This is a genomic window from Streptomyces sp. NPDC059743 (genome assembly GCF_042732975.1).
Lineage (GTDB): Bacteria > Actinomycetota > Actinomycetes > Streptomycetales > Streptomycetaceae > Streptomyces.
In genome coordinates this window covers 54,550-76,036 of record NZ_JBHWGS010000028.1, presented here as the reverse complement: position 1 = coordinate 76,036, position 21,487 = coordinate 54,550, and the positions used below count along the sequence as shown (strand labels likewise).

Sequence of the window (21,487 nt, the reverse complement as noted above, 5' to 3'; positions counted from 1 at the left end):
GTAGATTCAATCTATGTAGATTCATTCTACATAAAATGCTGCCCTGGTCTCTCTGCCAGAAGCAACGCCAAGGGACCCGCAGGGAGGAGGAAGCGGCCTGCCGCCGCTGCGTCGATCGCTTCCTCCATGGGCCACCAGGCGAGTTTGAAGTCCCTCTCCGTGGCAGTCAGTTCCTGCGGTCCGAGCGTCAGGTCGCGGGCCTCGAACAGGTGTACACGCGCCGTCGAATCGAGCGACATGGCGTACGAGCCGAGCGACCTCCACGACCCGGCGATGACGCCGGCCTCTTCGCGCAGCTCGCGACGCGCGCACATTTCATCGTCCTCCCCGGGTTCCCTGCGTCCGCCCGGAAGGAAGAGATACTCGCCACCGTGCCGTGGAAAGCCGGCGCTCAAGACGGCCACCAGGCCCTGCGCGTCGCGCGCTACCACAACGGACGCGTCGCGGAGACGCCCGCGTTCTTGGATGTCCTCGCTCATGCCTCGCGAGGGTAGCGGCCCTCAGCGCACCACCGCCGCGAACGGCACGTTCATGACGACGGGGTGAGCGATGCCTCGGCCATGGAATCCGTCGTCGCCGAATGCGTCGCCGTGGTCGGTACACACGATGATCAGCCACCGCTGCTCTGCGGTCAGGACGGATACCGGCCGCCCCAGGTGCTCGTCGGCATAGCTGGTGCCGGTCCGGACGACCTCGGCCGCGTTGATCACGACAGATCCTCCCGTTTCGTCAACTGGGAGCGCCAGGGCTCGGTGGTCCCCTTGGCCCGGGCGTTGACGGGGATCGGTACACGGTCCTCGGCGATCAGCCGCCGGATTTCCGCGAGACCGTTCGTATCGTCCAGGACGAGGCCCTGCCGGTTGTAGAGCGTGATGCGGACGACGAGTGCGCCTTCGGTCTCACTGGCGGAGAGCCAGGCACCGGGGACACCGTCGAAGCTCCCGAGCGTGGCCAGCAGCAGCTCCTCGGTCTGGAGCCCGAGGAACCGCACATTGCACGCGTAGTGCTGAGCATTGATCGCGCCCAGACAGAAGCGCTTGGCGAACTCGGTGATGGACGGATGTCCGTCGTGGGCCACGGCGATGCGGTCGGCCTTCTGGGTGATGACGAGGCAGGCTCCCAGCCACCAGGCGACTCCCTCGTGGATCTCGCCGGGGAACCCTCCGATGGCGCCACCTCGGCGGATGACGGCCTCGGTGTCGATGGGGTTAAGCACCGCCGGACTCCAGCCGGGCGATGACACACTCGGCGAGTTCCTCCGGTGTTTTGTCATCCGTGTCGATGACGACAGCCGTGGGATCTGCGGCGGATACAGCCTCGAAGTTGGCGAGCAGACCGGCGAGGCGACCGGGGACGGTGAAGAGCTCCATGTCGTCTTGCTTCAGGTCGTGCTTGCGGGCCATGCGCTCACGCAGCACCGATTCCGCGCACCGGAGGTAGAAGGTGTGAGTCGGCTCCACCAGATAGGGGCGGTAGGGCTCCAGGAGCCTGGTTACGGTCTCCACCGCGACGCCGTGTACGGCGGCATGGCACGCGATCACCGATGAGACATACCGGTCGGCGACGACCGGGCCGATCATTCGGGACCGGCGAATCGAGTCGGACGCATGGAGCAGAACGGCAAGCAGAACGCCAGCGAGGACGACATTCGCGTCTGGTGCGAGAGGACGCGGAATCAAGAGCACATCGGTGACTTGATCGCTACGGTCCGGCACATCGAAGAGCTGTGGATGGAGTGGCGGCGGCTGTTCCAGAACGGGGCGGCTTCGCGGCAACAAAAATCCCTGCCGGTTTACGCCAGGACCAAGATATTCAGGATCTGGCATCCGACAGTCATCTGGGGCACACTCCAGACTGCGGAGTATTCCGCGGAGGTGTTCAAGCAAGTTGTGCAGCTTTATGAGATTACCAACGACGACAGTGACGCGGCCGTGGCCAAGAGGCTCGAACGGCAGAAATTTCTGTACAGTGGCAACAGGATATTCGACGTTCTGCTTGCCGAGCAGGCCCTTTACACCACCTTCGGTGGCCCGGACGTGATGAAGGCCCAGCTCGACCGCCTGTTGGCGGTCATGCGGCTTCCGAGGCTGAGCGTGGGAATAATTCCTCGAGACGCGCGTCTGGCGGTCTGGCCCGGTAACTCATTTTCGATGTTCGATGACAAACTTGTACTCGTTGAGACCTACTCTGCCGAGATTTCGGTCACCCAGCCGAAAGAAATCGAGTTGTACGCCAAAGCGTTCGCGCTTCTCAGGCAGTCGGCGGTCTACGGTCAGCCCGCCAGGGCGTTGATCCTTTCTGCTGTTCAACATTTCGACCGAGCGCGGTAAGCCGATGGAGGAGCCCGGAAGCAAGAGATACTCGCGGCCCTCCGTGTTCCGGGCCGGTGAGTGGGTTCCGCCTGGGTGGCTGACCGTGGCTTCGTTCGGGGTGGGGGCTTGCTGGGGCAGGATGGGGGGATGGTGAACTGACTGGCCCATGAGACCTCTCCGTACCTGCTCCAACACGCCGGCAATCCCGTGGACTGGTGGCCCGGGTCGGCCGAGGCGTTCGCGGAGGCGGGATGTGCCGGTGTTGCTGAGTGTCGGGTACAGCAGTTGTCACTGGTGCCAGTGCGCTAGCTGAACCCGTGAGTGCCGACCAGGTGTGACGCCATAGGGTGCTGTTATGGGCGCCGATAGTGATGATCTTGACGCGAAGATCGATGCCTGGACGCAGGAGCAGCTTGCCGCCTCGCTTGGCTGGAGTGGAGACGGAGCATCCTTGCCCGTCAGGCGGCTCCCAGGTCCACGGTGACGGAGAAGGGCGCGGCAGCCTTGATTACGCCGGTGAACATCTCGCCGTCCCTGTATGCCTTGGTGGCTGGGTCGAGAACGTAGGTGTAGATGATCGGGAGACCGGTGGCGGCCTGTTCGATTCGCCAGTAGAAGGGGATGCCGGCCTTGGCGTACTGGTCCACCTTCACAACCCGGTCGGTGGTCTCCGAGCCCGGGGACACGACCTCGACAACCAGGAGCACATGCTCTGGGCGGGTGGGCGTGAGGTCGATGGTCTCCGCCCGGTAGACGGTCACGTCCGGACGGCGGTTGGTGAGCGGAACGTCCTGGAGGCGGACGTCGAAATCCGTGTCGGCGTTCCAGTCCGGGCCTGCGGCGGCGTCCAGGGCATTGGCCAGGATCCGGGCCAGCCGATTGCGACGCTTGGACGCACTCGGACTTACGACGACCATCCCGTCCACGATCTCAATGCCGACGCACTGCTCCTCGGACCAGGAGTCGTACTGTTCTGCGCTGATCTGCAAGTGCATCCATGCGGGTGCGACCATCTCGGCGGTCATGGCGTACCTCCTTCGAGGATGCTCGTCAGTTCCGGTGCCGCCCGGCTCAGCCTACTGTCCAGCCTGCCCGATTAGGGTGAGAGCGGAGGCCCCGTCTCTGCTCCAGTGCGCCGACAACCCGGTCGACCGGTGGGGCGCATTCTCTGGTTGAGGCCTGATCTACCGGGCTGCCGGACGTCGCATGAGAGGGTGATTACTGTGAACCGCTTGGGTGGCGCGACCTCGCCGTATCTGCTTCAGCATGCCGAGAATCCGGTCGACTGGTGGCCCTGGGGGCCGGAGGCTTTCGCGGAAGCGCGGCGGCGTGACGTACCCGTTCTGCTGTCGGTCGGCTACTCCGCGTGCCACTGGTGTCATGTGATGGCGCACGAGAGCTTCGAGGACACGACGACCGCGAAGTACATGAACCGGCACTTCGTCAATATCAAGGTGGACCGCGAGGAGCGGCCCGATGTGGATGCCGTGTACATGGAGGCCGTGCAGGCTGCCACCGGGCAGGGTGGGTGGCCCATGACGGTGTTTCTGACGGGCGACGGGGAGCCGTTCTACTTCGGTACGTACTTCCCGCCCGCGCCGCGGCACGGCATGGCGTCCTTCCCGCAGGTCCTGGAGGGTGTCAGTGCCGCGTGGACCGACCGGCGCGAGGAGGTCGCGGAGGTCGCCGGGCGGATCGTACGGGAGCTGTCCGGGCGGTCGCTCGCGCACGGCGGCGGCGAGGGCGTGCCGGGCGAGGCGGAGGTGTCGCAGGCGCTGCTCGGGCTGACCAGGGAGTACGACGCGCGGCACGGCGGCTTCGGCGGCGCGCCCAAGTTCCCGCCGTCGATGGTGGTGGAGTTCCTGCTGCGCCATCACGCCCGCACCGGCGCCGAGGGCGCGCTCCAGATGGCGGCCGACACCTGTGAGGCGATGGCGCGCGGCGGGATCTACGACCAGCTCGGCGGCGGCTTCGCGCGCTACTCCGTGGACCGCGAGTGGACCGTCCCGCACTTCGAGAAGATGCTCTACGACAACGCGCTGCTGTGCCGCGTCTACGCCCATCTGTGGCGGGCCACCGGATCCGATCTGGCGCGGCGCGTCGCGGTGGAGACCGCGGACTTCCTCGTACGCGAACTGCGCACGGACGAGGGCGGGTTCGCCTCCGCGCTGGACGCGGACAGCGACGACGGCACCGGACGGCATGTCGAGGGCGCGTACTACGTCTGGACGCCGGAGCAGCTGCGCGAGGTGCTCGGTGAGTCGGATGCTGAGTTCGCGGCGCAGTACTACGGGGTGACGGAGGAGGGCACCTTTGAGGAAGGTGCTTCCGTGCTCCAACTTCCGCAGGGCGGCGGCGTGGTGGACGCCGCCCGCGTCGAGTCCGTACGGGCCCGGCTGCTCGCCGCGCGCGAGGAGCGGCCACGGCCCGGCCGGGACGACAAGATCGTGGCCGCCTGGAACGGGCTCGCGATCGCCGCGCTGGCCGAGACCGGCGCGTACTTCGACCGGCCGGACCTGGTGGAGCGGGCCACGGAGGCCGCCGATCTGCTCGTACGGGTGCACCTCGGCGACACGGCTGAGACCGCGCGGCTCGTCCGTACCTCGAAGGACGGCAGGTCCGGCGCGCACGCCGGCGTACTGGAGGACTACGGGGATGTCGCCGAGGGATTTCTGGCGCTCGCCGCGGTCACCGGCGAGGGAGCGTGGCTGGAATTCGCCGGATTCCTGCTGGACATTGTGCTCGACCGCTTCGTCGCGGAGGACGGCGCGCTGTTCGACACCGCCGACGACGCCGAACAGTTGATCCGCAGGCCCCAGGATCCGACGGACAACGCGACGCCGTCCGGCTGGACGGCCGCCGCCGGAGCCCTGCTCTCCTACGCCGCGCACACCGGCTCCGAGGCCCATCGCACCGCTGCCGAAGGCGCGTTGGGCGTGGTGAAGTCCCTGGGCCCGCGCGCGCCGCGCTTCATCGGCTGGGGCCTCGCGGTCGCCGAGGCGCTGCTCGACGGGCCGCGTGAGATCGCCGTCGTCGCGCCCAAAGACGTCGGGCCCGAAGGAGACGCCGCGGCACGGGAGTTGCACCGTACGGCACTGCTCGCGACGGCACCCGGCGCGGTCGTGGCGTACGGCCCTGCGGACGGCGACGGGCTTGGCGGGGCCGACGGGACCGGCGGCGACGGGGGCACCGATGGCTTCCCGCTGCTGACGGGCCGTCCGCTTGTCGGCGGGCGGTCCGCCGCGTATGTCTGCCGACGGTTCGTATGCACCGCTCCCACAACCGAAGTGAGCGTACTGCGCGGCGAGTTGGGCGTGTTCGAGTAATCTGTGGCCGGTTTATGACGTGCGGTGAATCGGCCTGAAACGCAGTATTCACCCAAACGGCCCTCCGGCCGTCACAGGTCGGCCTTATTGTCTTCACAAGAGGCGCAACAGGTGTGTGGGGGGAGCCTGTTGCGCGAGGGGGATCGAGGGTGCGTCGGCGGCCAGGGGGGCCTTGCCGCGGTCCACCCGGGCCGAGGGGGGCCGTGTTGCTCACGTCTGTGTTCATTGCTGCCGTTTCACTGGCGCTTTTCTGGATGGCCGCGTTCACGCTCTGGTGGCAGATGCATGCCTGGCGTACACCGGAGACGCTGGCCGCGACCAAGTTCGCACCGCCCGACGGAGGCCGGCAGGGCTCGTTCTCCCTGCTGCTGCCCGCCCGCCACGAGCAGGCGGTGCTGGAGCACACGGTCGAGCGGCTGCTCCAGTCCAGCCACACCGACTTCGAGATCATCGTCATCGTCGGACACGACGATCCGGAGACCGCCGAGGTCGCCGAGCGGGCCGCCGCCCGTGATCCGGGACGCGTCAGAGTCGTCGTCGACACCCATGAGGCGAAGAACAAGCCCAAGGCGCTCAACACCGCGCTGCCGCACTGCACCGGCGACTTCGTCGGAGTCTTCGACGCCGAGGACCAGGTCCATCCCGAGCTGCTGACCCATGTGGACCACGCCTTCCGCTCCACCGGCGCCGATGTCGTCCAGGGCGGAGTGCAGCTCATCAACTTCCATTCGAGCTGGTACAGCCTGCGCAACTGCCTGGAGTACTTCTTCTGGTTCCGCAGCAGACTCCATCTGCACGCGCAGAAGGGCTTCATCCCGCTCGGCGGCAACACCGTCTTCGTACGGACCGAGGTGCTGCGCGCGGCCGGCGGCTGGGACCCGAACTGCCTTGCCGAGGACTGTGATCTGGGCGTACGGCTCTCCAGCATCGGCAAGAAGGTCGTCGTCGCGTACGACTCGGACATGGTGACCCGCGAGGAGACTCCCGGCTCACTGATGTCCCTGCTCAAGCAGCGAACTCGGTGGAACCAGGGCTTCCTTCAGGTCTACCGCAAGAAGGACTGGAAGCAACTGCCCACGCCAGGACAGCGGATGCTCGCCCGCTACACGCTGATGACACCGTTCCTCCAGGCGTTCACCGGACTGATCATCCCGCTCAACGTAGGGATCGCGCTCTTCCTGGACGTACCGGTGACGATCGCCTTCGTCACCTTCCTGCCGCTGGTCACCGCGCTGGTCACCTTTGTCTTCGAGGTCGTCGGGCTGCATGACTTCGGCAAGCAGTACGGACTTCGCGTACGGCTCACGCACTATCTGAAGCTCATCGTCGGCGGTCCCTTCTACCAGGTGCTGCTCGCCGGAGCGGCGATCCGTGCCGTCTGGCGCGAGCAGCGGGGCCACAGCGACTGGGAGCTGACCAGCCATGTCGGCGCGCATCTGGCGCCGGGCACCGGTGGCGCCGGAGACGCCCGAGACATCCGCGACATCCGAGAGGACGTCCACGCGTGACCTCCACACTTCCCGTGGTGACGACCGATCAGAGAACGGCCGTCCCCGCGCAGCCGAACGATGCCCGGAACGTGGCAGAGGACGCGGCAGAGGCCGCGCCCGACAAGACCGGCGACGGCCGTGCGCCAGGGCCAGGCAACAGACGGCTCACCGTCCGGCCCGTGGTGCGCTTCCGCAGCTCCCGTCCCGATCTGCTGCTGTGCGGTGTGCTCCTCGTCGCGATCCTGCTGGTCCAGGGCTGGAACATCCAGCACTATCCGACGCTCAGTGACGACGAGGGCACCTATCTCGCCCAGGCCTGGGCGGTCCAGGAGGGCGACGGCCTCGCCCACTACACCTACTGGTACGACCATCCGCCGCTCGGCTGGATGCAGATCGCCTTTCTGACCTGGCTGCCCTCGCTTCTGTCGCCCGAGTCGATGACCGTCGCGCCGATGCGGTTCGCGATGCTGCTGGTCAGCGCGGCCAGCGCGGTGTTCCTGTACGTACTGGCCCGGCGGCTGTGGCTGCCGCGCTGGGCGGCCGGACTGGCGATGGTCCTCTTCGGGCTCTCGCCGCTCTCCGTGGTGCTCCAGCGGGAGATCTTCCTCGACAACATCGCCGTGATGTGGATGCTGCTGGCGTTCTGTCTGGCGGCCTCGCCGCACCGTGATCTCTGGCACCACTTCGCGGCCGGGATTGCCGCCGCCGTCGGCGTGCTCACCAAGGAGACGATGCTCGTCATCCTGCCGGCGCTGCTGGTGACGATGTGGCGGTTCAGCCACCGTGACACCAGGAAGTTCGCCCTCACCGGCGCGATCACCGCCTGTGCGCTGATCGGGCTCTTCTATCCGCTGTTCGCCCTGCTCAAGGGCGAGTTGCTGCCGGGCGGCGGACATGTCTCGCTCTGGGACGGCATCACGTACCAGATGAGCCGGCCCGGCTCCGGCTTCATCCTCGACGCGGGCAGCGGCTCGTACGGAGTGCTCCAGTCCTGGCTCTACTACGACCGGGTGCTGCCGCTGGGCGGTCTCGCCGGTGCCGTCCTGCTGATGGTGACGCTGCGCTGGTCGGTCACGGCGCGGGCGCTCGCGGGCCCGGCGCTCGCCGTGGTCATCCTCACCGCCGTGGCCATGCGCCCGTCCGGTTATCTGCCCGCGATGTATGTCATCCAGGCGCTGCCGTTCCTGGCGCTGGTGCTGGCGGGCGGCGCGGCGAGTGTCACGCATGCCGTGCTGCGCAGACGGCGCGCAAGCGCGAAGAGCACGGAGAGAGCGAAGAGCACGAAGAGCACGGAGAGCACGGAGGACGCAGAGAACGCAGAGAGTGCGGAGAGGGTGGAGAGCCGGAAGGTGACCGTGGTGCGCTGGACGGCGCTGGCGGCCCTGGCCGCGACCGCCGCCGTATACGTCGTGCCTCACTGGTACGACGGCAACCGCACCGCCCTGACCGCCGACGCCAACGCTCCTTACCGGGCCGCCGCCTCCTGGATGGCCACGGAGGTGCCCGATCCGTCCCGGGCCCGGGTGCTCGTGGACGACGCGCTCTGGCTCGACCTCGTACACGCCGGTTACGAACCGGGCCTCGGCGCGATCTGGTTCTACAAGGCCGATCTCGACCCGGCCGTCACCGAGACCATGCCCGGCGGCTGGCGCGATCTGGACTATGTGGTCGCCTCTCCGACGGTACGGCGCGATGCGCGCGATCTGCCCAATGTGCGGGACGCGCTGGCCCATTCGGACACCGTCGCCGTCTTCGGCGAGGGCGAGGACCGGATCGAGATCCGGCGGATCGCGACCGCGACCGCGGCCACGAAGGGCACGGATACGACAAGTACGGGCGCGACAAGTACGGGTACGGCGAGCACAGCCACTACGAGCACGGTCACGACGAGCACGGGAGGCGCACGATGAGCATTCTTCCGCCCACCGGCGCCGGAGAGCTCGGCGAACCCGAGCTCGAAGCCACGGCCGTGGCCGAGCCCGGAGCCGTCACCGTCATCATCCCGACCTTCAACGAGTCAGGAAACGTACGGGAGTTGCTGCGCCAGCTCACCGACGCCGTACCGGCCAGACTGCCCTGCGAGGTGATCTTCGTCGACGACTCGACCGACGACACACCCGAGGTGATCGCGTCCGCCGCGCAGGACTGCCCGTTCCCGGTCGAGGTGATCCACCGGCAGACTCCCGAGGGCGGTCTCGGCGGAGCCGTCGTGGAGGGCCTGCGGGCCGCGGGCTCCGACTGGATCGTCGTCATGGACGCCGACCTTCAGCATCCGCCCGCCCTTGTGCCCGATCTGGTCGCGGCCGGTGAGCGGGAGCGCGCCGATCTCGTCGTCGCCAGCCGGTATATCAGCGGCGGCAGCCGGGCAGGGCTGGCCGGCGGCTACCGTGTCGCGGTCTCGCGCGCGGCGACCTGGCTGGCCAAGGGACTCTTCCCGGCCAGACTGCGCGGAATCAGCGACCCGATGAGCGGATTCTTCGCGATCCGGCGCTCGGCGGTCACCGCGGAGGCGCTGCGTCCGCTCGGCTACAAGATCCTGCTGGAGCTGACGGTGCGCTGCCGGCCCGAGCAGCCCGCCGAGGTGCCGTTCGTCTTCCGGGACCGGTTCGCGGGCGAGTCCAAGTCCTCGGCCAGGGAAGGGCTGCGCTTCCTGCGCCATCTCGTGGAGCTGCGCACGGCCTCGCCGTTCGCCCGGATGGCCGCCTTCGGACTGATCGGCCTCACCGGCTTCGCACCGAACCTGCTCGCGCTGTACGGGCTGACGGCGGCCGGGCTGCACTATCTCCCGGCCGAGGTGCTGGCCAACCAGTTCGGCGTGGCGTGGAACTTCCTGCTGATCGAGACGCTGCTGTTCCGCAGCAGGCGGGCGCACCGGCACTGGGCGGACCGGGTGGGCCGGTTCGCGGTGCTCGCCAACGCCGATCTGCTGCTGCGTATCCCGCTGATCGCGCTCTTCGTCTCGCGGCTCGGGATGGCGGTGCTGGCGGCGACGGCGCTGGCGCTGCTGGCCACGTTCGTCCTGCGGTTCGTGGGGACGGAGGCGCTGGTGTATCTGCCGAAGCGGCAGCGGGGCGCGCGGGGGCGGCGCGCGGGCCGGGGCACGGCCCGGGGGACCGGCCGTACGGAACGAGGAGCCGCGGCCGAGGGCCTGGGGAGGCCCGCGGCCGACCGTATCGAGGGGGGCGTGATCCGATGAGACTGCTGAGGAGTACGAGACTTACGGGGCCGGAGGGACCAGGAGGATCGGCGGGTTCGGTTGGCGACGCGGGACCAGCGGCACCTGCGGAACCAGCGGGTCGGGCGCGACCGGCGCGGGCGCAGGGCCCTGCGCGTCCCTTCCGTCGGCCGCCCGCGCGGCGCAGCCGCCGTACAGCCCTGCTCGCCGTCGCCGCGCTCACGTCCGGGCTGCTGCTCAGCGCGCAGCAGCCCGCCGCGGCCGGTGTGAACCTCATCAAGAACCCGGGCTTCGAGACGGCGGGCGCGGGCGGCGCCGGAGCGATGCCGTACTGCTGGGAGCAGTCCGGCTGGGGTGACAACGACTTCAGCTTCGCGACCGTCGCCGACGCCCACTCCGGCACCAAGGCGCTCAAGGTAGAGCTGACACGCCGCGTCGACGGCGACCGCAAGGCGCTGATCACGGAGTCCGTGGCGTGCGCGCCCGATGTGGTGCCGGACCGGCAGTACGACCTGTCCCTCTGGTACAAGTCGACCACTCCGGACGCGGCGATCACACTCTTCCGGCATGACACCACGGCCGGCTGGCAGTACTGGACCGACCTCAAGACGCTGGACCTGAGCGCCGGTTACCAGCGCGCCGAGGTCCGCACTCCGGCCGTACCGCCCGGCACCGACCGGATCACCTGGGGTGTGTCGGTGTACGGCACGGGCAGTGTGACCACCGACGACTACGCCATGGAAGAGGTGGCGCTGCCGCCCGTGGAGCCCGAGTGCACCGGGACCGCCCAGGAGTGCGCGGACGGCAGGTGGGAGGTCCTGCCGACGGAGAATCCCGTGCGCTCGATGCACTCGGTGGTCCTCAACAACGGCAAGGTGCTGCTGATCGCCGGTTCCGGCAACAACACGGACATGTTCGAGGCCGGTACGTTCACCTCCGCCGTGTACGACCCGTCGGACGGCTCGTACCACACGGTCCCGACGCCCGACGACATGTTCTGCGCCGGCCATGTCCAGCTCTCTGACGGCCGGGTGCTGGTGATGAGCGGGAACAAGGGCTATCCGTCGGCCGACGGCACGATCGGCTACCAGGGCTACAAGGACTCGTACATCTTCGATCCCGTCACCGAGACCTACAGCAAGACCAACGACATGAACGACGGCCACTGGTATCCGTCGGCCACGATCATGGGCAACGGCGATGTGCTGTCCTTCGGCGGGCTGCGCGAGGACTCCAGCGGGTCCGTGACCGCCGAGCGCTGGTCGGCCGCCGAGGACAAGTGGCTGCCGCTGTGGCAGGTGAACCAGACCTGGTCGTACTGGGGTCTGTATCCGTCGATGATCCTGATGCAGGACGGCCGGCTCTTCTACTCGGGCAGCCATGTCTTCGGCAACGGCACTCCGGGCACCGGATCCTCGATCTACGACTACGACGCCAACACCGTCACGGATGTGGCCGGGCTCCAGAACAAGGACGAGCGCGACCAGTCGGCGAGCGTGCTGCTGCCGCCCGCGCAGGACCAGCGCGTCCTGACCATCGGCGGCGGCAACATCGACTCCAACCCGGAGGCGAACCGGCTCACGGACCTGATCGATCTCAAGCAGCCCAACCCCCAGTACACGCCCGGTCCGCTGCTGCCGCAGGGCACGGTCGATCTCGGCGGCGGCCCGCAGCCGCAGACCGGCGCGCAGGGCAAGATGTACGGCTCGGCGGTGCTGCTGCCCGACGGCAAGGTCCTGGAGACCGGCGGCGCGCTGCACAACCGGGCGAATCCGGTCTACGAATCGTCCATCTTCGATCCGCAGACGGACACCTTCGATCCGGTGGCAGTGGATCCCGAGGCGCGCGGCTACCACTCCTCGGCGTTCCTGCTCCCGGACGGCCGTGTGATGACGACGGGCGACAACCCGGGCAACGGCACCTGGAACCACCAGGTTTCGCTGTACACGCCGCCGTATCTGCTCAAGGGCCCACGGCCGGAGATCACTTCGCTGATCGACGACCAGTGGCTGTACGGCGACACCCAGCGGATCACGGTCGACCGGCCCATCGCCAAGGCGGAGCTGATCCGCCCGGCGGCGGTGACGCACTCGTCCGACCCGAACCAGCGGTTCGTGGATCTGCCGCTGACGGTGGACGGGAACAACGTCGATCTGAACGTGACGAGCAACCCGAATCTGGCGCCGCCGGGCTGGTACATGCTGTTCGCGGTCGACGCGAACGGGATTCCGTCGGTGGCGGAGTGGGTGCATCTGGGCGGGCCGGCGGCGCTGGCGAAGCAGTCGGCGGAGTCGGCTCATGTCCACGAATTCGCCGACGACCTGGCCGGCAAGGTGAAGAAGCCGCAGAAGAAGCGGACTTCGGCGCCGGTGAGCCCGCAGATCGCGGGCTGCGACCGGCACTACGGCTCGGCGAACGTCTGCGTACCCACGGTCTTCCCGGACACGGTGAGGCCGACGACGAAGGCGCGCTGCGACTGGCTGGCGGCGAACGCGTACGGCCGGCTGAAGGTCAACGGCAAGGACGATCCGCTGCGGCTGGACCCGAACAGGGACGGCACGGCGTGCGGAAAGGGCGATGTGAAGCGGGCGAGAGGCTGACGGTCCGTCGGGGCTGACGGCCATGCGCTGACGCCCGGCCAGGGTCTCCGGGCCCGCCCTGGCCGGGCAGGCGTCTGCCAGGCGTCCGTCAGGAGTCCGGTCACGAGGCTGGTCACGATGCGACAACAAGCACGGCCGGAGCATGGGATGAGCCGAACCCGGTCCGGGCCCGGTGCGTCAGAGGGACGGTACGGGCTCCACGCCTGACCGCCGCGCGGCTTCTGCTCGGCACCGTCCATTCCCGGGGGACCCATGCGTACGAACACCTCACGCACCTCACGCACCGTCAATCTTCTTGTTGTGCTGGCCCTGTCCACCGCCGGAACCGGTGCCCTTGTCGGGTGCGGCGGCAACGGGAAGGAGGGGGACGGGGACGGCGGTGGTGGCGGCGGCGGTCGCGGCGCGGAGGTCCGCGCCCGCCAGGTCGCCGACGCCTGGGACGGTTCCAAGGCCGCCGATGCGTGGCGCAAGGGCTACTTCCCGATGGGCGAGGCGGTCCAACTGCCGGAGAACGGCCTGCGCGACGGAGCCGACAAGCACGCCTACACAACCCAGAGCTTCGTCCTCAGCGGCGAACTTCCCGCCACCGCGGACAAGGACGGGCAGGTGAAGTGGGGGAGCGCCGACTCACTCACGTTGCCGCTGATGGGGGCGCGGAAGGCGTACGACACCGTGGCCCGCGGTGGCAACGCCGGAGCGCACCTCACCGTGACCGGGGCGTGGCTGGGGGAGATGACCCTGGCCACCAGCCGTGGCCCGGCGACCGTCCCGGCCTGGCTGTTCACCCTGGAGGGCTACGACACTCCGCTCAAGCGGGTCGCCGTCAGCCCGTCGAAGCTGCCGGAGCCGCCGCTCGGGCCGGCCGGCCAGATGCCCACGGACGTACTGGCGCCGCTCGCCCGGCTGGTCGAGGTGGCCGGGGACGGCCGTTCCGTGACGGTGATGGCCACCCACGGATCCTGCGACGACGGCCCTGCGGTACGGGTGCTGGAGACGGGCGGCAGTGTTGTGCTGTCCGCATCCGTCGTCGGAACGAAGGACGGTCCCTGCACCGCTGAACTGAAGATGGAGGAGGTCACGGTGAAGCTGAACCGGCCGGTCGGCGACCGCGTCCTCCTGGACGCGTTCACGGCCCGCCCGGTGCCGTACGGAGAGCGCAACGGGCCCTCGCCGAGCTGGAGTTAAGGCTGTTGGCAACCGCCGCCGTGAGGGCCGGTGCAGATGTCGAGCGTGCGTGTGACGTACCGGCCGTCGAGGGAGTAGTAGAACCAGTCCACTTCGCCGCCGCGTTCGAGCCGTGCCCGCGCATCGGCGAGTACGTCCCTGGGCAACGGCGTCCTGGCGGCACGCGGGTACCGCTGGAGCGTCGCCTCCAGCCAGGCGTAGGCGTCATCGACGGTGCGGTGGGTGGTGAACACAGTGGCGGTCTCGGCGATCCGCTTCAACTGAGCTTCGATGTCGAGCGGTTGGGCATCCTCGGGCGTGACACGGGGGCCCGGGTCACTGCCGGGCCGGCACCGGGGGCCGTTCCAGGCGTAACCGTGCCAGTGGGGCGTCGACGGCTCCGACGTCATACCGTCGGCCGGTAGTCGTGTTTGCCGGCGTGCCCCGCGAGCGGCATTGGGCTCGTGCCGGTGCCGGAGCCGACGGGACAGCCGATAGTGAACGGCTGCGTCATCGCGTCATCCGTCATCGCGCCACCACCGCCCACACGGCTTTCCCGAAGTCCCTGTCGGTGACGCCCCACGTCTCTGCGAGCGCTTGGACGATGAACAGGCCACGACCTCCTCGTTCGTCGGGCTCGATGAAGCGCGGACGGCGCCGTACGGGATCGTGCACTTCGATGCGAATGTTCTCGGCTGTCGACTCGATGGCGACGAGCACAGAGCCGCCGGGCTCGGCTCCATGACGAATCGAGTTGGTCACCAGCTCCGAGACGATCAGCCGGATGTCATCCACCTTGCCGGTGTCGAGGTCCGGGGCATCCTGTGCCAGTACTTCGTCGGCGAACCTGCGGGCGGCTGCCACCGATTCCGGGTCGCTCGTGAAGAGGGCCTGCCCGGGTGTCTTGGGCACGTTGTGGGGGCAGTTGGCATATAACCCGCATGGCCTCATGGGGAGGGGACCCATGCAAATGCCTCGGCCCCGTGAGTTCGGCGAGTTCTCGTGTTGCGCGCTCTTCGTCATGGTGATGACTCCTGCGACCGGATCGGTTCGTACGACTAGGCAACACGGGCCGGCAAGGCAGGGGTACCGTCTAAGAGGGTGTCGAAGGGTGTTGTTTCCGCTACTCCCCGTCGCAGAAAGTTGTGAGGATGAAGACGCCGAACGACAAGCTCGTACATTGGCTGGCACGCTCGACCATGAGCCGCGGAGAGTTGGCGCGGCGCGTGAAATCGAAGGCTGTGCAATGGAAGCAGCCCCATATCTCCCCAGATACCACGCGGGTTCGGTGCTGGCTTCAAGGCGAGATGCCACGGGCGCCGCTTCCCGACATCCTGGCCGCCGTGTTCTCGGAGCACTTCGGATTCCGGGTCACCACGTACGACCTCGGGCTCGGTGAGAGTGCTGCGCCCGATGCCGCCCTCGTTTACAACTCCTCGTACGTGACTACCGTGGAAGTAGTGGCCGACCTGGGGAGAGCTGACGTGGACCGACGAAAGATCCTTTCAGCCGCGCCGTTTGCGGCCTTCGCGGGAGTGGGGCCTTCGCGGGACTGGCTCGTGAACACGCTCGATCAAGAACCGGAGCCGGGCCCGCAGGTGCGGCTCGAAGACGTCTCGGCCGTGAAGAACATGTTCGCCACCTTCCAGCGGATGGACATTTTCCAGGGCGGCGGATCGGGCCGGCTGGTCCTGGCCGAGTACATGACGCAGCATGTGTATCCGCTCCTGCGCCGTACTCACGGTGCTGAGGTGCGGCGCGCGCTGTGCGAGGCGGCGGCGGAGCAGACGTACCTCCTCGGGTGGATGGCGTACGACAACGGGGAGAACGGGACCGCACAGAGGCATCTGATCCAGGCGCTTCGCCTCGCCGAGGAATCGAAGGACGCCGCCCTGGGCGCGCACGTCCTCGCGGGGATGGCCGACCAGGCGACGCTGCTCGGCGATCCCGCCGAAGGCCGTCGACTGGCGCAGGCGGGACGGCACGGGCTGTCGCGGGTGGACTCGCCCGCGTGCCTGGCGGACCTGTGGTGTCTGGAGGCGCGGGCGCTCGCGCTGCTCGGCGAGAAGTCGGCGGCGGCGCACGCCGTCGCGCAGTCGGAGAAGGCGTACGAGCGCGTGCGGCTCGACGAGGAACCGGCCTGGGCCGCGTTCATCGACCCCGCGTACCTTCACGGCGAACATGCGAACACCTTCCGCGACCTGGATGACCCGTCCGCGGCCGAGGAGCACGCGCGGCGGTCCATTACCCACGCCAAGATGCAGAAGCGAGCGCGCCGAGGAGCCATGTCACAGGCCGCCTTGGCGGTCTCCCATCTGCAACGGCGCGATCTCGACTCCGCGTACGCCGCCGGTATCCGTACGCTCTCGCTGACCAAGCGAGTCAAGTCGTCGCGCGCCGTCGAGGCGGTGCAGGACCTGCAACGACGCATGCGGCCGTTCGGCGCGCATCGGCTCGTCGCCGACTTCAACGAGAGGGCGCGCGAGCTCGCCACCGCCGCGTAGTCGCGGCGAGCCCGCAGAGGCGTGGTCGCGTGTCGGGCGTTCGTGTGGACCTTGGTGAGGATCCGCCACCGGGGCTACTTGTGCTGGCTGCGGCTGTGCAGTGGCAGAGCGGCGAGCGCGAGCAGGATGGTGAGTCCGAGCAGCATGATCGCCTCGGGCACGGGCTGCTTGGCGCGCCAGAGCTGGACCGGTAGTCCGATCCAGGGCACGCGCAATCGGGCTACGCCTTTGAGTGCCGCGGGCCGTACCGGTGCGGAGTCCGGTGTGGAGTTGGCGTCACCTTTGGTGATCAGGTCGTTGTTGGGAAGTACCTGGTGGACCCGATGGGTGAGCAGACGGCCGGGTCGGGTGGGGTCCTCGGCCAGCACGATCTGGCCCACCGCCGGTGTGCGGTCGCGCGGTGGTGGCTGGTAGAGAACGACGTCGCCCGGCGCGATGGCGGGACGCATGGAGCCGGACTGCACCACGCCCGCCGTCCAGCCCAGCACCACCACGGGCACATGCGTCCACACCAGCAGCCCGGCCATCGAGCCGAGCACGGTACGTGAGATGACCGAGGTGACCACGCGGACCGGGTGCGGGGCGCCCTTGGCCGTGGGCCGGCGGAGCGCGCCGGTGGCCAGGTCGCTCGGGAGAGTCACTCGTGTTCCCGAGCTTCCCAGGTGAAGGTCACCTCGTTGGTGTCCGTGCTTTGCGCGCTGTCGGGTGCTCTCGGGCTGAACTGCCACGCGAAGCGGAAGCTCAACGAGTTGGGCGGCTTGCCGGGCAGGGTCCAGGGACCCAGGCCGGTGCGGAAGTCGGTGTATAGGGCAACGAACTGGTCCAGGGTGCCGTCGAACGCAGACGTGTGCGGAGTGAAGCCGTTGCAGTTTCCGGAGATGCCGCCGCTGCCTACGTCGATTTTGAGGTTGATGAAGGATTGAAAGTTGCTGGGCCAGTTCGGTGAGTTGCTGAACAGCTTGAGCGCGGTGGGAAAGTCGGCGTTCGACGCGATCCTGATGCAGTTGGAGCCTGTGTCGCCAGGGTGCATGTCGTCGACGTCGAACATGGGCACCTTGCTGTCGTTGGCCAGCCCCAGCGCGCTGGAGGTCCACTTGTTGCCGCTGTTGCTGCTGGTCCCACTCCAGTCGGCGTTGGTGGCACCCCAGACCAGGGCGCCGCTGAGCAGTAACCCGAGCGGAACGGGCGCCACCTGTGCCAGCACGTTCAGCCAGGGACGCGCCATTGCCCACTCCGTTCAATTTCGTCGCTTTTGCAACATATTGTCTCCTCGGTCTCTCCTGCGGTGGTGCCGCCGCTCCGTGTCGCAATCCGGGTCTGCTGGAGGCTCGATTCCCTGAGGTGCGAAACCCACCACAAGGCCGCACATCCGCTTTGAGTGCGGGTCGCACTGTCATGACATCGCGGCTGATGACCACCAGCGACCGCTGTCGGCCGAACGGCGTAACGCAGTCCACGTCGGCCAACCAGCACCGCTCAAAATGGCCGACGCCGCTGACCGCTGATCGCCGACCACTCCCCGCTCGCCTGCGGCGTTCCACGCGTGACTGGCCATATACCCCTGACACGCCACCCGAGGGGTGAATCTGAAATCGGAATTACGTTCGATGAATTGCCTCCAGGTCTGCCCGGATTCCTCACGCTCAGCGGGCCGAGCATCCGGCGCACATGGACCGGGATTACCGGGATTACGTTGCCGGATTCGACCTCGGTTGGGCCCCGGAGTGGGTCTGTGGGCCCTATGGGTTGGGCCTCGCCCGTACCTAGGCTGACGCGACGCAGGTGCCGCGGCTGGACGCCGTCGGCGGGACGTCTGGAGCTGTGTGGTGGAAGGGTTTCCTATGTCCGACCCAGGGGCCTTGACGTTCCAGGCTGTCGCGCCGCTGCCCGACGGTCGCCGGGAGTTGCCCCGGTCCCTGATTCTGGCGCGGGCCCTGCTGTATCTGATGTTCGCCCTTACGCTGCTGGGCGGCGCCGGCATGCTGACCTCGCTGCTGGACCTGGGCGAGCATGTCACGCCGACGCTCCTCCTACTGGCGCTGTACGCGGTGGCGCCGGGCATCGCGGGTGTGGTCCTGGCGCAGCGCCTGTGGACCGGTGGGAGATTGGTCTGGTTCGGGCTGGTCGGTCTCCAGGTGTGGCTGCTGGCCGGGAGCGTCATCAATCTGTACGGAGGTTCGGAGCGCGGGCTCAGCCAGATGGTGCTGCCCGGCGCTCTGCTGGTGCTGATCAGCGGTAGCCGCGCCTGGTTCGAACTCCCCGCGGAACTGCGGGCCGTGAAGCCGCGCCTTACGCGCGAGCGGTTCCGTCGGCGTGCGATCCCCTCGCTTCAGCACTTGATCAAGTGGCGCCGGCACCGTGGCCAGACGACGGTCGAGTACGTCGGTCTGATCGGCTTGGTCGCCCTCATCATCGGCGCACTCCTTCTCGGTGGCGTGGGACCCCAGATCGCCGGCGGCCTTGAGGCCGCGGTCTGCCGGATCCTCGGCGGCTCCTGCGAGACGCAGGTGGTGGGGGACGGCGGTGGCGGTGGCGGCGACACGGCCGGTGGTGGTACGGGCGGGGCTACGGGCGGTACGGGTGGTACGGGTGGTTCCGGCGGCGGTGACAACGGTGGCGGTACGACGGGCGGTTCGGGCGGCGACAACGGCGGCGACAACGGCGGTGGCGCCGATGGCGGCGGCGCTGACGGGGGCAGCACCACGGGTGGTGGCGACGACGGGGGCAGCACCGGTGGTGGCACCGACGGCGGTGGCGATTCGGGCGGTACGTCGGGCAACGGCGGCTCGGACGGCGGTGGTTCAGACGGCGGGGGCTCCAACGGCGGGACCAATGGCGGTGGTTCCGACGGCGGCGGGTCCAACGGCGGTACGGGCGGAAGCGGCGGCGACAACGGTGGTGGTGGCGACAACGGTGGTGGCAGCAACGGTGGCGGCGACTCGGGCGGCGGTTCTGACGGCGGCGGCTCCGATGGAGGTGGCTCCAACGGCGGCTCCAGCAACGGTGGTTCCAACGGCGGGTCCGATGACGATGATGACGACGGCGGCGTCGTAGGCGGAGCCGTCATTGGCGGTGGATCCAGCGGCGGTGGCTCGAACGGCGGCGGGTCCAACGGAGGCAGTTCGAACGGCGGTTCCAGCAATGGCGGCGGTTCGAATAGTGGTGGGTCCAGCGGCGGCGGTTCGGACGGCGGTGGTTCCAGCAGTGGCGGCTCCAGCAATGGCGGTTCGGACGGCGGCGGTTCGGACGGTGGCGGCTCCAGTAGCGGTGGCTCCAGCGGCAGCGGCGGTTCCAGCGGCGGTGGCTCGAACGGCGGTGGGTCCAGCGGAGGGGGATCCAGCGGCGGTGGGAGCAGCAGCGGCGGGTCCAGTGGCAGTGGCGGTTCCAGCGGTGGTAGCAGCGGTGGTGGCTCCAGCAGTGGCGGCTCCAGCGGCAGCGGCGGGTCCAGCGGCGGTAGCTCCGGTGGTGGCTCCAGCAGTGGTGGTTCGGACAGCGGTGGGTCGAGTGGCGGTACCGAGACCGTGACCGAGTGCAACCCGGTCATGGCCCCTTGGGGCTACACCCAGGTCTGCACGGAGAAGCCCGCCACGACCGGTGGCAGTAACAGCGGCGGCAAGGACGACGACAAGGACAAGGACGACGAAGACAAGGACAAGGACAAGGACAAGGACAAGGACAAGGACAAGGACAAGGACAAGGACGAAACCGTGACCGAGTGCAATCCGGTCATGGCGCCTTGGGGCTACACCCAGGTCTGCACGGAGAAGCCCACGACCGGTGGCAGCGATGGCGGCAAGGACGACGACAAAGACAAAGACGACAAGGACGAGGACGAGAGCGAGGACGAGAAGGACAAGTGCGATGACGGCGCCCTCGCTCCTCTCGGCGGTGCTGTTTCCGCCGGCTCACCGGTCTCCTTCTCCGGCAGCCTGACCACAGGCGCAACCGGCACTGCGCACTTCGCGCTCGCTTCTGCCGAGGTCGGTACGAGTACGCGTACGGCCACGGCTGCACGTACAGGCACCGGCGTCCTGCTCGCAGCCGACAACCCCGGGAGCGGCGCTTCCGCCCAAGCCGCGATGCAGGCGTTGTCCGCGGCCTCCCTCTCCGGTTTCGGTACGTACCAAGAGGCGGAGGACGCGGTCCAGCAAGCCCTTGGCAACGATCAGGACCAGTTGAACCCGAACGTGGGCGGGGACAACCCGGGCGACCCCACCGTGGACCAGGACAACCCGGGTGACCCCAGCTTGGGGGGAAGTTGCTCCGATCCCGACGCCAACCAGCCGATGGACCCGTTCCACGTGCTGGACGACATCCCGCCGTACCGCCCGGGGAAGGACGGACGCAAAGAGTGGTCGGAGGAGGTCGAGCGAATCGCTCGCGAGAACCCGCTGACCAAGGACTTCACCGCCGAGGACGCGCTCATCATCGCCGACTACACCGGCCCCTGGGCCAATGACGCGAACATGTACCTGCGCGGCCAGCCGGTCTCCGGCAGCCGTGCCGGCAAGGTCCCGGAGTTCATCGAGAAGATGGACCGTGCCCTGGAGCATCTGCCGCCGGTCAGCGCGACCGTCTACCGAGGCACGTTCATGCCGCAGGACATACTCGACAAGTACGCCGCCGGTGAAGAGATCACCATGCCCGAGTACCTCAGCACGTCCACCGACATCAACAAGGCCCAGCGCGCCGCCGCCAACGCGAAGAGCAACGGCCGGCAGGGCGAGTCGGTGCTCGTCCGCATCGAGACGGACAACGGCCGCAATATCGACCCGCTGTCCCGTTACCGGGGCAGGGAGTCGGAGGTCCTCATCCCGCGTGACGGCAAGTTCACGCAGACCGGTACGGAGACGACCATCATCGACGGCAAGGAGTACAAGGTCATCGTCCTGAAGCAGACGGGCTGACCCATGTGC

At 68.3% G+C, this 21,487-nt stretch carries 18 protein-coding genes and 1 pseudogene; 10 read left to right on the top strand and 9 right to left on the bottom strand.

Features of this window, described 5'->3' with window-relative positions; translation table 11 throughout:
- Window positions 1-26 precede the first annotated feature (26 nt).
- From ACFV6H_RS35935 to ACFV6H_RS35920, 4 genes are read right to left on the bottom strand one after another with little or no spacing between them, the layout of a single operon-like run.
- Window positions 27-479 carry an NUDIX hydrolase gene (locus ACFV6H_RS35935; RefSeq protein WP_385550849.1) on the bottom strand — a complete coding sequence of 151 codons (453 nt, stop codon included), beginning with the start codon at window positions 477-479 and terminating at the stop codon, window positions 27-29.
- 21 nt (window positions 480-500) lie between these two features.
- Window positions 501-710 (bottom strand): hypothetical protein, encoded by a 210-nt coding sequence (locus ACFV6H_RS35930; RefSeq protein WP_385550847.1) that lies wholly within the window; start codon window positions 708-710, stop codon window positions 501-503.
- Window positions 707-1,216, bottom strand: a complete 510-nt coding sequence (locus tag ACFV6H_RS35925; RefSeq protein WP_385550845.1) for a hypothetical protein — start codon at window positions 1,214-1,216, stop codon at window positions 707-709. The genes ACFV6H_RS35930 and ACFV6H_RS35925 overlap by 4 nt, the downstream gene beginning before the upstream one ends.
- Window positions 1,209-1,580: a hypothetical protein gene (locus ACFV6H_RS35920; RefSeq protein ID WP_385550843.1), complete on the bottom strand. Its 372-nt coding sequence runs from the start codon at window positions 1,578-1,580 to the stop codon at window positions 1,209-1,211. Before ACFV6H_RS35920 ends, ACFV6H_RS35925 begins: the two co-directional genes overlap by 8 nt.
- Before the next feature lie 27 nt (window positions 1,581-1,607).
- Between ACFV6H_RS35920 and ACFV6H_RS35915 the strand changes: the two genes are divergently transcribed.
- Together ACFV6H_RS35915 and ACFV6H_RS35910 are read left to right on the top strand one after the other, a co-directional pair.
- A complete protein-coding gene (locus ACFV6H_RS35915; RefSeq protein ID WP_385550841.1) occupies window positions 1,608-2,330 on the top strand; it encodes a DUF5753 domain-containing protein in 723 nt (240 codons plus the stop codon).
- A 141-nt stretch (window positions 2,331-2,471) separates the two neighbouring features.
- Window positions 2,472-2,610, top strand: a pseudogene (locus ACFV6H_RS35910) (DUF255 domain-containing protein); the annotation flags it as partial.
- Window positions 2,611-2,770: 160 nt separating this feature from the next.
- Here the strand turns inward: ACFV6H_RS35910 and ACFV6H_RS35905 are convergent.
- Entirely contained in the window at window positions 2,771-3,337 is a 567-nt protein-coding gene (locus tag ACFV6H_RS35905; protein ID WP_385550839.1) for a Uma2 family endonuclease, read from the bottom strand.
- A gap of 198 nt (window positions 3,338-3,535) precedes the next feature.
- On the opposite strand from ACFV6H_RS35905, the gene ACFV6H_RS35900 reads away from it, so the two are divergent.
- The 6 genes from ACFV6H_RS35900 to ACFV6H_RS35875 all read left to right on the top strand — a co-directional run bounded on the left by ACFV6H_RS35900 (window position 3,536) and on the right by ACFV6H_RS35875 (window position 14,088).
- Complete coding sequence (locus ACFV6H_RS35900) at window positions 3,536-5,638, top strand: thioredoxin domain-containing protein (protein WP_385550837.1); 2,103 nt, start codon at window positions 3,536-3,538, stop codon at window positions 5,636-5,638.
- A 254-nt stretch (window positions 5,639-5,892) separates the two neighbouring features.
- Window positions 5,893-7,146 (top strand): glycosyltransferase, encoded by a 1,254-nt coding sequence (locus ACFV6H_RS35895; protein WP_385550834.1) that lies wholly within the window; start codon window positions 5,893-5,895, stop codon window positions 7,144-7,146.
- Window positions 7,143-9,038, top strand: a complete 1,896-nt coding sequence (locus ACFV6H_RS35890; protein WP_385550832.1) for an ArnT family glycosyltransferase — start codon at window positions 7,143-7,145, stop codon at window positions 9,036-9,038. Before ACFV6H_RS35895 ends, ACFV6H_RS35890 begins: the two co-directional genes overlap by 4 nt.
- Window positions 9,035-10,324, top strand: coding sequence for a glycosyltransferase (locus ACFV6H_RS35885; RefSeq protein WP_385550828.1), 1,290 nt, complete (start codon window positions 9,035-9,037; stop codon window positions 10,322-10,324). The genes ACFV6H_RS35890 and ACFV6H_RS35885 overlap by 4 nt, the downstream gene beginning before the upstream one ends.
- 245 nt (window positions 10,325-10,569) lie before the next feature.
- Window positions 10,570-12,903, top strand: a complete 2,334-nt coding sequence (locus ACFV6H_RS35880) for a galactose oxidase-like domain-containing protein (RefSeq protein ID WP_385550826.1) — start codon at window positions 10,570-10,572, stop codon at window positions 12,901-12,903.
- Between the two features lie 252 nt (window positions 12,904-13,155).
- Window positions 13,156-14,088, top strand: a complete 933-nt coding sequence (locus tag ACFV6H_RS35875; protein WP_385550824.1) for a hypothetical protein — start codon at window positions 13,156-13,158, stop codon at window positions 14,086-14,088.
- On the opposite strand, the gene ACFV6H_RS35870 is transcribed toward ACFV6H_RS35875, so the two are convergent.
- Together ACFV6H_RS35870 and ACFV6H_RS35865 are read right to left on the bottom strand one after the other, a co-directional pair.
- Window positions 14,085-14,477: a hypothetical protein gene (locus tag ACFV6H_RS35870; RefSeq protein ID WP_385550822.1), complete on the bottom strand. Its 393-nt coding sequence runs from the start codon at window positions 14,475-14,477 to the stop codon at window positions 14,085-14,087. The genes ACFV6H_RS35875 and ACFV6H_RS35870 overlap by 4 nt on opposite strands.
- A gap of 115 nt (window positions 14,478-14,592) precedes the next feature.
- Complete coding sequence (locus tag ACFV6H_RS35865) at window positions 14,593-14,979, bottom strand: ATP-binding protein (protein ID WP_384982150.1); 387 nt, start codon at window positions 14,977-14,979, stop codon at window positions 14,593-14,595.
- Between the two features lie 239 nt (window positions 14,980-15,218).
- Here ACFV6H_RS35865 and ACFV6H_RS35860 point away from each other — a divergent pair, with 239 nt between their 5' ends.
- Complete coding sequence (locus ACFV6H_RS35860) at window positions 15,219-16,571, top strand: transcriptional regulator (RefSeq protein WP_385550820.1); 1,353 nt, start codon at window positions 15,219-15,221, stop codon at window positions 16,569-16,571.
- Window positions 16,572-16,645: 74 nt separating this feature from the next.
- Here ACFV6H_RS35860 and ACFV6H_RS35855 read toward each other — a convergent pair whose 3' ends face one another.
- Both ACFV6H_RS35855 and ACFV6H_RS35850 read right to left on the bottom strand, forming a co-directional pair.
- Complete coding sequence (locus ACFV6H_RS35855) at window positions 16,646-17,212, bottom strand: signal peptidase I (protein ID WP_385550818.1); 567 nt, start codon at window positions 17,210-17,212, stop codon at window positions 16,646-16,648.
- Entirely contained in the window at window positions 17,209-17,796 is a 588-nt protein-coding gene (locus ACFV6H_RS35850) for a hypothetical protein (protein ID WP_385550816.1), read from the bottom strand. Before ACFV6H_RS35850 ends, ACFV6H_RS35855 begins: the two co-directional genes overlap by 4 nt.
- A gap of 634 nt (window positions 17,797-18,430) precedes the next feature.
- On the opposite strand from ACFV6H_RS35850, the gene ACFV6H_RS35845 reads away from it, so the two are divergent.
- The gene (locus ACFV6H_RS35845; RefSeq protein WP_385550814.1) at window positions 18,431-21,478 is read left to right on the top strand and encodes an ADP-ribosyltransferase; all 3,048 of its coding nucleotides are present in this window, start codon (window positions 18,431-18,433) and stop codon (window positions 21,476-21,478) included.
- The last annotated feature ends 9 nt before the right edge of the window (window positions 21,479-21,487 follow it).